Annotated in this window: 10 protein-coding genes, 1 tRNA gene and 1 pseudogene; 8 read left to right on the top strand and 4 right to left on the bottom strand. The window is 75.0% G+C overall.

Annotated elements, in window-relative coordinates; translation table 11 throughout:
- The 3 genes from JWQ92_RS10760 to JWQ92_RS10750 form a co-directional block, all read right to left on the bottom strand.
- A partial coding sequence (locus tag JWQ92_RS10760; RefSeq protein ID WP_297344456.1) for a glycosyltransferase family 2 protein occupies positions 1-294 on the bottom strand: 294 nt, incomplete at its 3' end.
- A complete protein-coding gene (locus tag JWQ92_RS10755; protein ID WP_297344455.1) occupies positions 291-1,361 on the bottom strand; it encodes an NAD(P)-dependent oxidoreductase in 1,071 nt (356 codons plus the stop codon). The genes JWQ92_RS10755 and JWQ92_RS10760, both read right to left, overlap by 4 nt.
- Positions 1,358-2,179, bottom strand: coding sequence for an MTAP family purine nucleoside phosphorylase (locus JWQ92_RS10750; protein WP_297344454.1), 822 nt, complete (start codon positions 2,177-2,179; stop codon positions 1,358-1,360). The genes JWQ92_RS10755 and JWQ92_RS10750 overlap by 4 nt, the downstream gene beginning before the upstream one ends.
- Positions 2,180-2,278: 99 nt before the next feature.
- On the opposite strand from JWQ92_RS10750, the gene JWQ92_RS10745 reads away from it, so the two are divergent.
- Complete coding sequence (locus JWQ92_RS10745; protein WP_297344453.1) at positions 2,279-4,054, top strand: ABC-F family ATP-binding cassette domain-containing protein; 1,776 nt, start codon at positions 2,279-2,281, stop codon at positions 4,052-4,054.
- Positions 4,055-4,098: 44 nt separating this feature from the next.
- Here JWQ92_RS10745 and JWQ92_RS10740 read toward each other — a convergent pair whose 3' ends face one another.
- Positions 4,099-5,613 (bottom strand): hypothetical protein, encoded by a 1,515-nt coding sequence (locus JWQ92_RS10740; protein ID WP_297344452.1) that lies wholly within the window; start codon positions 5,611-5,613, stop codon positions 4,099-4,101.
- 119 nt (positions 5,614-5,732) lie between these two features.
- Here JWQ92_RS10740 and JWQ92_RS10735 point away from each other — a divergent pair, with 119 nt between their 5' ends.
- The 7 genes and pseudogenes from JWQ92_RS10735 to JWQ92_RS10705 all read left to right on the top strand — a co-directional run.
- Positions 5,733-6,530 (top strand): DUF4097 family beta strand repeat-containing protein, encoded by a 798-nt coding sequence (locus tag JWQ92_RS10735; RefSeq protein WP_297344451.1) that lies wholly within the window; start codon positions 5,733-5,735, stop codon positions 6,528-6,530.
- Positions 6,527-7,141 carry a PadR family transcriptional regulator gene (locus JWQ92_RS10730; RefSeq protein WP_297344450.1) on the top strand — a complete coding sequence of 205 codons (615 nt, stop codon included), beginning with the start codon at positions 6,527-6,529 and terminating at the stop codon, positions 7,139-7,141. The genes JWQ92_RS10735 and JWQ92_RS10730 overlap by 4 nt, the downstream gene beginning before the upstream one ends.
- A gap of 36 nt (positions 7,142-7,177) precedes the next feature.
- A tRNA-Gln gene (locus JWQ92_RS10725) sits at positions 7,178-7,249 on the top strand.
- Between the two features lie 39 nt (positions 7,250-7,288).
- Positions 7,289-8,752 (top strand): bifunctional UDP-N-acetylglucosamine diphosphorylase/glucosamine-1-phosphate N-acetyltransferase GlmU, encoded by a 1,464-nt coding sequence (gene glmU / locus JWQ92_RS10720; RefSeq protein ID WP_297344449.1) that lies wholly within the window; start codon positions 7,289-7,291, stop codon positions 8,750-8,752.
- Positions 8,749-9,726, top strand: coding sequence for a ribose-phosphate diphosphokinase (locus tag JWQ92_RS10715; RefSeq protein ID WP_297344448.1), 978 nt, complete (start codon positions 8,749-8,751; stop codon positions 9,724-9,726). The genes glmU and JWQ92_RS10715 overlap by 4 nt, the downstream gene beginning before the upstream one ends.
- A gap of 152 nt (positions 9,727-9,878) precedes the next feature.
- Positions 9,879-10,484 carry a DUF2510 domain-containing protein gene (locus tag JWQ92_RS10710; protein ID WP_297344447.1) on the top strand — a complete coding sequence of 202 codons (606 nt, stop codon included), beginning with the start codon at positions 9,879-9,881 and terminating at the stop codon, positions 10,482-10,484.
- A 37-nt stretch (positions 10,485-10,521) separates the two neighbouring features.
- A pseudogene (locus tag JWQ92_RS10705) lies at positions 10,522-10,916 on the top strand (hypothetical protein); the annotation flags it as partial.

Raw genomic sequence — 10,916 nt, 5'->3', positions numbered from 1 at the left:
GGGCGCGGCGAGCCGGGGCACGTCGCCCGGGTCGAGGGACGCGTCGGCGTCGCACACGGCCACGAGCTCCGCGGTGGCGGCGGTCACGCCGGCGTGCACGGCGGCGCCGAACCCGCGCCGCGGCTCGTGCACGACGAGCGCCCCGAGAGCGGCGGCGACGTCCGCGGACCCGTCCGTCGATCCGTTGTCGACGACGATCGCGCGCCAGCCGGTCGGCAGCCGGGAGAGCACCCAGGGCAGGGCCGCGGCCTCGTCCAGGCAGGGCAGCACCAGGTCGCCCACGACGGCGGTCATCCGCGCATCCGCACGGCAGGGCGGAGGGGCGCGGTCGCGAACGCCGCGACCCCCGCCTCGAACGGCACCGGCGCCGGCACCCCGAGCTCGTCGCGGAGCCGGGCGGAGGAGGCGGTGATGTGCCGCACGTCGCCGAGCCGGTACCCGCCGGTCACGACGGGCGCTGCACCGCCGGCTGCGGCCGCGAGCGCGACGGCGAGGTCGAGGATCGTGTGCACGACGCCGCTGCCCACGTTGAAGGGGCGCACCGCGGCGCCCTCCTGCCGGGCGGTCCAGCCGACCGCGGCGAGGTTCGCGGCCGCGACGTCGCGCACGTGCACGAAGTCGCGGCGCTGGCCGCCGTCCTCGAGCACGGCCGGCGCCTCGCCCCGCTCGAGCTGCGACCGGAACAGGGACGCCACGCCCGCGTAGGGCGTGTTCTGCGGCATGCCGGGCCCGTAGACGTTGTGGTAGCGGAGGGCGGCGACGCGGCCGCCCGTGGCGCGCGCCCAGGCGGCGGCGAGGTGCTCCTGATGCACCTTCGTGGCGGCGTAGACGTTCCTCGGATCGAGCGGGGCGTCCTCGGTCACGAGGACCGGCTCGAGCGGCTCGCCCGAGACCGGGTCGCGGGGCTCGAAGCGGCCGTCGTCGAGGTCCGCCCGCCGTCGCGGCGGCACCGCCACCGGCCCCCGCGAGGAGCGGTAGGCGCCCTCGCCGTAGACGACCATCGACGACGCGAGCACGAGCCGGTCCACGCCGGCCGCGGCCATCTCGGCGAGCAGCACGGCGGTTCCCAGGTCGTTCGAGGCGACGTAGTCGGGGGCGTCCCCGAACCCGACGCCGAGCCCGACCTTCGCCGCCTGGTGCACGACGACGTCGACCCCGCGCAGGGCGTCGGCGACCGCGGCCGGATCGGTCACGTCGCCGAGACGCGTCTCGATCCCGGCCGGAGGCGCGGATCCGGGACCGTGGACGTCGGCGCGCAGCGAGTCGAGCACCCGGACGGCATGGCCCGACTCCTCGGCGGCGCGCGCGACGGCGCCGCCGATGAAGCCGGCGCCGCCGGTGACCAGGACCAGCCCGGTCACCGGCGCACCGGCCGGGCGAGCACCTCGGCGATCGCGTCGGCCGGCACGGCCGGCCCGGCGCGGAAGCCGTCCGGGATCCGCTCGACGACCGCAGCGACGACGCGGCGGATCACGGGCTGCGCGGCGGCGAGACGCTCCAGCACGAGACCGGCCGTGACCGCGTCCTCGTGGCCCGCGTCGACGGCGGAGTCGCGGTCGGTGACGAACGAGCAGTTCACGACCGCGATGCCGAGCTCGAGCGCCAACGGCGTCTCGGGAGCGAGCGTCATGTTGATCGTCGTGCCTCCCGACGCCGCGTGGAAGCGCGACTCCGCCCGCGTCGCGAAGCGAGGACCGTCGATGACGACCGTCGTGCCGGTCGGGCGCACGGGCACGTGCTCCGCGGTGAGCGCGTCGATCGCGAGGTCGCGCAGCAGCGGGTCGAACGGGTCGGGGGCCGCGAGGTGCTCGACGCGCGCGCCGTCGTAGAAGGTGCCGTCGCGGTTCGTCGTGCGGTCGAGGTACTGGTCGGGCACGACGAAGACGCCGGGCGCGGCCTCGTCCACGAGCCCGCCGACCGCCGAGGACGTGACCAGCGCCCGCACGCCGAGCGACGCCAGCGCCCAGACGTTCGCCCGGTACGGGATGCGATGCGGCGCGAGCGTGTGCCCGCCGCCGTGGCGGGGCAGGAACGCGACGCGGCGGCCCGCGAGCACGCCGACCGTGATCCGGGCGGAGGGGGCGCCGTAGGGAGTGGGGACCTCGAGGCGTTCCGCGTCGTCCAGGAGCGAGTAGAGCCCCGACCCGCCGATCACGCCCACCGGCGCCGCGTCGCTCATGCGATCCCTCTCGTTCGTCCCTCGTGCGGAGCCGATCGGGCCCCGCCTACGCATTCGCAGCGGCAGGGTTCGCGGTTCGGGTCTGCCTACGCTTGAGGGATGGCCCATCTGATCGGCGCGGAGCGCATCCGGATCGAGGTGCCGTCCCGGGTCGTGCTCGACGACCTGTCGCTCGGCCTCGAGACGGGCGACCGCATCGGGGTCGTCGGCCGCAACGGTGAGGGCAAGTCGACCCTGCTCGGGCTGCTCGCGGGCACTCAGGAGCCCGACGCCGGGCGGGTCACTCGGCGCACCGGCGTCACCGTCGGCGTGCTGGGCCAGCAGGATCCGCAGGGCTCGGGGACCGTGCTCGACGCGATCGTCGGCGATCGGGCCGAGCACGAGTGGGCGGGCGACCGCCGCATCCGGGACGTGATCGACGGCCTCCTCGACGGCCTCGACCCCGGGACGGCGATGGCCGACCTGTCCGGCGGCCAGCGCCGCCGGGTCGCCCTCGCCGGGCTGCTCGTCGCGGAGGACGACGTGCTGTTCCTCGACGAGCCGACGAACCACCTCGACCTGCAGGGGGTGCGCTGGCTCGCCGCCCACCTGAACGCGAAGTGGGGCGCAGGGCAGGGCGCGCTCGTCGTCGTGAGCCACGACCGGTGGTTCCTCGACGCGGTCTGCACCCGGATGTGGGAGGTGCACGACGCCCGCGTCGACGCCTACGAGGGCGGCTACGCCGCCTACGTGCTCGCCCGGGTCGAGCGCGACCGGCAGTCGCGGGCTATCGAGGACCGGCGGCAGAACCTGCTGCGCAAGGAGCTCGCGTGGCTGCGGCGCGGCGCGCCCGCGCGGACGTCGAAGCCGAGGTTCCGGATCGACGCGGCCACCGTGCTCATCGCCGACGAGCCGCCGCCGCGCAACACGGTCGAGCTGCACCGCCTCGCCACCGCGCGGCTCGGCAAGGACGTCGTCGACCTGATCGACGCGTCCGCCGGCTACGAGGGCCGGCCGGTGCTCGAGCACCTCGAGTGGCGGATCGCGCCCGGGGAGCGTACCGGGATCCTCGGGCGCAACGGCGCGGGCAAGTCGACCCTGCTCGCGCTCATCGACGGCTCGGTGCCGCCGCTCGCCGGCCGGGTGAAGCGCGGCTCGACCGTCCGCATCCGCCGGCTCAGCCAGCAGCTCGAGGAGCTCCTGCCGTTCGACGGCGAGCTCGTGCGCGACGTGCTCGGCGGCCTCCGCACGGCCTACCGCGTCGGGGACGCGGAGCTGTCGCCCGGCCAGCTGCTCGAGCGGCTCGGCTTCCCGTCCGCCCAGCTGCAGGCCCGCGTCGGCGAGCTCTCCGGCGGCTGGCGCCGGCGCCTGCAGCTGCTGCTCGTGCTGCTCGACGAGCCGAACGTGCTCATCCTCGACGAGCCGACGAACGACCTCGACACGGAGATGCTCACCGCGATGGAGGACGTGCTCGACACCTGGCCGGGCACCCTGCTCGTCGTCTCCCACGACCGCTACCTCATCGAGCGGGTCACGGATCAGCAGTACGCGGTCGTCGGCGGCCGGCTGCGGCACCTGCCCCGCGGCGTCGACGAGTACCTCTCGCTCACGGACGCCGAGGCCGCGGTGCCCGAGCCGTCGACGGCGCCGGGACCGGATGCGGCGATGTCCGGGGCCGACCGCCGGGTGCTCGAGAAGGAGCTCGTGTCCCTGGAGAAGCGGCTCGCCCGCGCCGAGGAGCGGATCCGCGCCGAGCACGACGCGATGGCGGTGCACGACCAGTCCGACTACGCCGGCATCACCGCCCTCGCGGAGCGGCTGCGGGATCGGGAGTCGGAGCGGGACGCGATCGAGCTCGCCTGGCTCGAGGCGGCGGAGCGGCTGGAGCGCGCGTAGGGCCGGCTCGCCGCGCCGGCCCTACGCGGGGAGCGGGACCTCCGTCAGGGCACGCGGCTCCACCGCAGAAGGATCGAACCCCTCGTGCGGAACGTGCCGGTGGGTGCGAGCCCCGCCGCCTCCATCGCGGCGGTCGGCACGACCGTCTGCGGGTCGGCGTCGAGGTCGAGCAGGAACCACACGGTGGTGAGCGAGCGCATCCGCGGCACCGCGGCGGTCGCGCCGATGTCCGAGCCGAAGAGGGCGGTGCTGTCGGCGAGCGGGCCCGTCGCGGTCAGATCCCTGAGCCCGCGGAAGTCCTCCGGGTACGCGATCGCCTCGATCCGCGTGGTGACGCCGCGGATCCCGTTGTACTGGCCGAACACGATCCCGGCGGGGCCGTCCGACGGGCCGCGCTCCGCGGCGACGAGGGCCGCGGCGTCGCCCATCTCGCTGCCCGCCTTCGCGTGCGGCTCCCGATCGGCGACGATCTGCGGCACCGCGGTGGCGGCGATCGCGAGCACGGCGATCACGCCGATGAGGCGGGGGAGCGCGGCGGCGGCGAGGCCGACGAGCAGCGCGACGGCGGGCGCCGTGAACGTGACGTACCGCGGCCAGTACACCGGCGCGGTGACGAGCCCGGCGGCGAGCAGCCCGGCCGGAGGCAGGAGCGCCCACGGCAGCACGACGGCGAGCGCGCCGGCCGGGACGCGGCGGCGCACGACGGCCGCGATCGCCCCGGCGACGAGGACCACGAGGACCGTCTTCGCCACGAGGTCGGATCGGAACCACTGCTCGACCGCGAGCTGGTGCCACGGCGACGCCGGGACGTACGCGGCGATCCAGCCCACCTGGCCGGTCTGCGCCGTCGCCAGCCGGAGCAACGGCAGCACGGCGAGGGTCGCGGCGACGGCCGCCGCCAGGCCGCCGAACCGCTGCCTCCCCCGGCCGAGCAGCAGCGCCGTGACGACGTGCGCGGCCGCGAGCAGCAGGTCGTCGAGGAACACGACGGTGGCCAGCGCGAGCAGTGCGGCGTGCCCGGCCCACGCCCCGGCCGTGGCGAGCGCGCTGCGGTGCGGGCCGAGGGCGTGCACGAGGGCGAGCGTGGCGGCGGAGGCGAGCAGCGCGCTGATCGCGTAGGACCGGCCTTCGCCGCCGGCCCACACGAGCGACGGGAGCACCGCGGCGACGGCGCCCGACGCCATCCCCCCCCGACGGCCCGCGAGTCGGGCACCGAGCACCGTGACCACCGCCGCCGTGCCGCCGGCCGCGAGCACGGAGGGCAGCCGCAGGGTGAAGGGCGTGTAGCCCACGGCGGCGAACCACACGTGGAGGAACGCGTAGTACGTGGCGTGCACCGCGTCGACCCGGTCCACCATGCCGCCGAGCGCGGGCCAGGTCCGCAGCGCCGCGCCGACCGACGCGGCCTCGTCGCGCCAGAGCGCCGGCACGTCGACGTGCCACCCCGCGACGAGCACTCCGGCGATCCCGAGCAGGAGCGCCTCCGGACGCCACCGCGGGCGATCCGTCCGTCGCGGCCGCGCCGGAGCGGGGCGCGCGGGCGCGGCGACGGAGACCATCCGCCTTCCTAGCACCGACGGGCCGGCTGGTCGGGCCGACGCTCTTGCGCTGTGCCGATCCATGCGTACACTCGCGTTGTATCGCGTCACGATGTATCGCGTCTCGGAAGGAGAGCGGCATGGATGAGGAATGGCAGATCGACGGTCCCCGGACCATCGACCTCGAGGGGATCGACCGCCTGAAGATCGGGCTGATCGCCGGGCAGGTCGACGTGGTCGCCCACGACGAGCCGACCGCCCGCGTCGAGGTCCACTCGGTGTCGGGCCGGCCGCTCCGGGTCGCGGTGCAGGGAAGCCGTCTGGTGATCGACCACCCGCAGATCCGCTGGGACGACTGGCTGAGCGCCATGCGCAGCTTCGACGGCAGGGCGACGGCCGACGTGAGCCTGCTGGTGCCACGGCGCACCGCGCTGAAGCTCGGCGTGGTGTCGGCGAGCGCTCTCGTGAGCGGCCTGGTCGGGGACGCCTCGGTCAGCACCGTGAGCGGTGACGTGGTCGTCGACGGGGTCACGGGCGACCTGCAGCTGAACGGCGTGAGCGGGGACCTCGCCGTGCGCGAGCACGAGGGCGCCGTCGTCGCCCGCACGGTGAGCGGGGGGATCACCGCGTCGGGCCGGATCACCGACTTCGCGTCCGACGGCGTCTCCGCATCCGTCTTCCTCGAGATCGCCGGCGTGCCCAGGGCCGTCGTCGTGAACACGGTGAGCGGCGCCGTCACGGCGCGGGTCGACGCGGACGTCCGCATCGAGTACGCCATCACGACCGCGAGCGGACGGCTCCAGCTCGACGACCACCGCGAAGGGCACGTCCGCGGCCGGTGGACCGGCGTCGGCGGTCCTGAGGACGGGGCCCGCCTGCCCTTCCGCGTCAACTCGGTGAGCGGGAACGTGAGCGTCGTGCACGCGGCCCTCGCGTGAGCGCCGCCGTGTTCGGGCACGGGCAGCTGCGCCTCGTGCTGCTCGCCCTCCTCGACGATCGCGAGCAGCACGGCTACGACCTGATGCAGGGGCTGTCGGACCGGTTCGGGGGCACCTACGTGCCGAGCGCGGGCACGATCTATCCGCGCCTCGCGAAGCTCGAGGAGGAGGGGCTCGTCGTCGGCCGCAGCGACGGGCGCCGCACGGTCTACGCCATCACGGCGGCCGGGCGCGCGGAGCTCGCCTCGCGCCGGCGGGAGCTGGAGGGCATCGAGGAGCAGGTCGGCGATTCGGTCCGCCGGCTCGCGAACGAGGTGCGCGCGACCGTCGGGGACGCCATGCGGTCGCTTCGGGCGGACCTCGCCGCTGCGTCGGCCGGCGCGACGGGGACCACGCACGCGACCGGACCCGCGAGGCCGACCCGTGACGAGCGACCCGGACGGGCGGAGCTCGGCCGCGCCGAGGTGCACCTGGCCGAGTTCCGGGCGCAGCTGCACGCCGACCTGAAGGCCGCGGCGGCGGCGGGGCGGCTCACGGACGAGACCGTGCGGCACCTCGCGGTGCGGCTCGACGCCCTGCGGCGGGAGCTGCAGGCCTCGCTGCGCGGCTGACGGGGGAGGGTGCTCTGGCACACTGGGCTGTCGCCGTCCGCCTTGGTGTAATGGCAGCACGACAGCCTTTGGAGCTGTGAGGTCCAGGTTCGAGTCCTGGAGGCGGAGCTCCGCCCGTTCGGCGCCGCCACCAGACAGAGGAGTCGTGTGACCGACACCGCCGCCCGTCCAGCCGCCCGGCCGCTCGCCGTGGTCGTCCTCGCCGCGGGGCAGGGCACGCGGATGCGCTCCCGAACGGCGAAGGTGCTGCATCCCATCGCCGGCCTGCCGATGATCGCCCACGTGCTCGCCACCGCCCGTGCGCTCGAACCCGTCCGCCTCGCGGTGGTGGTGCGCCACGAGCGCGACGCCGTCGCCGCGGCCGTCACGGCGGCCGCCCCGGAGGCGCTGCTCGTCGACCAGGACGAGGTGCCGGGCACCGGACGCGCGGTCGAGCAGGCGCTCGCGGCGCTCGCCGGCTTCGACGGCGACGTGCTCGTGCTGAACGGCGACGTGCCGCTGCTCGACGCCTCGACCCTCGAACCCCTGCTCGCCGCGGGCGCCGCCGCGGAGGCCGTCGTCCTCTCGGCGCGGATGGCGGATCCGTCGGGCTACGGCCGCATCGTCCGGGACGCGGCCGGCGGTCTCGACCGCATCGTCGAGCACCGCGACGCGACCGGGGACGAGCGGCGGATCGACGAGATCAACGCGGGCGTCTACCTCTTCCGCACGGCGGGCCTGGGGGAGGCGCTCGCCGCGCTCGAGGCGGCGAACGACCAGGGCGAGCGGTACCTCACCGACGTGATCGTGGCGCTGAAGCGCTCGGGGCGCGCGGTCGCCGCGATCCTCGCGGCGGACCCCGCCGTGACCGCCGGGGTGAACGACCGGGCCCAGCTCGCGGACGTGCAGCGGCGGGTGAACGCCGCGGTCGTGCTCCGCTGGCAGCTCGCCGGCGTCACCGTGCAGGATCCGGCGACGACGTGGATCGATGCGACCGTCGAGCTCGCCGAGGACGTCGAGATCCGCCCCGGCACCCAGCTGCTCGGCGCGACGGTGATCGCGCGCGACGCGGTGGTCGGTCCGGACACCACGCTCGTCGACTGCGAGGTCGGCGAGGGGGCGCGGCTGAACCGGGTCGACGCCACCCTCGCGGTCGTGGGCGCGGGCGCCCAGGTCGGGCCCTGGTCCTACCTCCGCCCCGGGACCCGGCTCGGCGCGGACGGCAAGATCGGCACCTTCGTCGAGACGAAGAACGTCGTGATCGGCGACGGGTCGAAGGTGCCGCACCTCTCCTACGTCGGCGACGCGGAGGTGGGGGAGCGCTCCAACATCGGCGCAGGCACGATCACCGCCAACTACGACGGGGTGGCGAAGCACCGCACCCTGGTCGGCTCCGCGGTGCGGACCGGGTCCCACAACGTGTTCGTGGCCCCCGTTACGATTGGGGACGGCGCCTACACGGGCGCGGGGACGGTGGTCCGCAAGGACGTACCCGCCGGAGCCCTGGCCGTGAACGTGGCGCCGCAGCGGAACATGGAGGGCTGGGTCGAATCGCACCGACCGGGCACCGACGCGGCGGTCACGGCGGCTCACCGTCAGGACGCGCCCGGGGAGGACGCGGATCTCGAGTGACCGGCATCAAGACCAAGGGCGAGAAACGACTCGTCCTCATCAGCGGGCGATCGCACCCCGAGCTCTCGGCGGCCGTCGCCGCCGAGCTCGACACGACGCTGCTGCCCGTCGACGCCCGCACGTTCGCCTCCGGCGAGATCTACACGCGGATGGAGGAGAGCGTCCGGGGCGCCGACGCGTTCGTCATCCAGTCCTACGCGGCGCCGGTGAACGAGTGGTTCATGGAGCACCTGATCCTGCTCGACGCGCTGAAGCGCGCGTCCGCGAAGCGCATCACCGCCGTCGTGCCCTACTACCCGTACTCCCGGCAGGACAAGAAGGGCCGCGGCCGCGAGCCCATCTCCGCGCGCCTCGTCGCCGACCTGTTCAAGACCGCCGGCGCCGACCGCATCATGTCGATCGACCTGCACGCGGCGCAGATCCAGGGCTTCTTCGACGGTCCGCTCGACCATCTCTTCGCGATGCCGGTGCTCACGGACTACATCGAGAAGACGGTGGACAAGACGAACATGGTCATCGTCTCGCCCGACATGGGCCGCGTCCGCGTCGCCGACGTGTGGAGCGACCGGCTCGACGTGCCGCTCGCGATCATCCACAAGCGCCGCGACCCTGCGGTGGCCAACCAGGTGACCGTGCACGAGATCGTCGGTGAGGTCGCCGGCAAGATGTGCCTGCTCGTCGACGACATGATCGACACCGGCAGCACGATCGTGAAGGGTGCGGAGGCGCTGAAGGCGGCCGGAGCGACGGGCGTGATCGTCGCGGCGACCCACGCGATCTTCTCCCCGCCCGCGGTCGAGCGGCTCTCCTCCGGCATCATCGATCGCGTCATCGTCACCGACACCCTGCCGCTGCCGCCCGAGAAGCGCTTCGACCGGCTCGAGGTGCTGCCGATCGCGCCGCTGCTCGCCCGCGCCATCCACGAGGTCTTCGAGGACGGCTCCGTCACGTCCATGTTCAACGGCGCCGCCTGACCGTTCGCAGCCGCCGGCCCGCCGCTCGGATCGACGGGGCGCGTCGTCGAGGAGCCGCTGTCGTCGGCGTCCGCGCAGAACCCCACGACGCCTACCGGGTCGTCCCGGCGCGCCAGGCCGTACGCTGCGGGCGACCCGATCCTGGAGGACCCGTGTCCACTCCGACCCCTGCGCCCGCGCCCGGCTGGTACCCCGACCCCGCCGGCTCGAACCGGCGCCGCTGGTGGGACGGCCGCGCCTGGACGGACCACCTCGCCGAGGGCGCCTGGGACGGCAGCATCGAGCAGCCGCCCCTCGCCCCCGGTGCACAGGTGGACACGCCCTTCATCTGGATCATCGCGCTGCTGCCGCTGCTCTCCGCGGTCGCGTTCATGACGTGGGACGTCGAGGGCTTCTTCCGGCGCGCGATCGAGGATCCGCGGCACGCCGCCTCGGCCCAGTTCGCCGACCCGGGCTACCTGCTCACCTCGGCGGTCGGGTTCCTGATCTACCCGGCCATCGTCGTGCTCGCCTACGTCGACTGGCGGTCGCTCACGCGGATGGGCGTCGTCAGGCCGTTCCACTGGGCGTGGTCGTTCCTGACGATCGTCTACATCATCGGCCGGCCGGTCGTGCTGCGGCGCCGCGTGCACCGCGGGCTCGCGCCGCTCTGGACGTTCCTCATCGTGTACCTGGTCGTGCTCGTCCTCATCGGCGTGAAGCTCGTCTCGGCCTTCGCCGCGATCGCCCCGACCCTGTCGGAGCTGAGCACCTACTGACGCACGACTGCCGGGCCGGTCGCGCTACCGTGCCGTCATGCCCGCGGATGCCGAGGGAGCGCTCCGGGCGGAGGTCGCCCGCCTGCTCGCCGTGCCCGTCCGCGCCCGCGTCGATGGACGCGCCGGGCTGGCGTCCCCGTTCGCGGTCGGGGCGTTCGCCGCCGCCTCGGTGGCCGCGTTCGCCGATGCGGTGGCCGACCTCACGGGCGGCGCCGCAGCGGTCCACCGCGACCGGGCCGCGCAGTGGTTCCGCTCGGCCCTCCTGCCCGACGGATGGGCGCCGCCGCCGCCCTGGGATCCGGTCGCGGGCGACTACGCGGGCGCCGACGGTTGGATCCGCCTCCACACCAACGCGCCGCACCACCGTGCGGCCGCGCTCCGCGTCCTCGGCGTTCCCGCCGAGCGGGACGCCGTCGCCGCCGCCGTGCTCGC

Origin of the sequence: Amnibacterium sp., assembly GCF_025463795.1 — a bacterium.
Lineage (GTDB): Bacteria > Actinomycetota > Actinomycetes > Actinomycetales > Microbacteriaceae > Amnibacterium.
The sequence above is the reverse complement of the archived record's forward strand: the minus strand, read 5'-3'. Positions and strand labels throughout refer to the sequence as shown.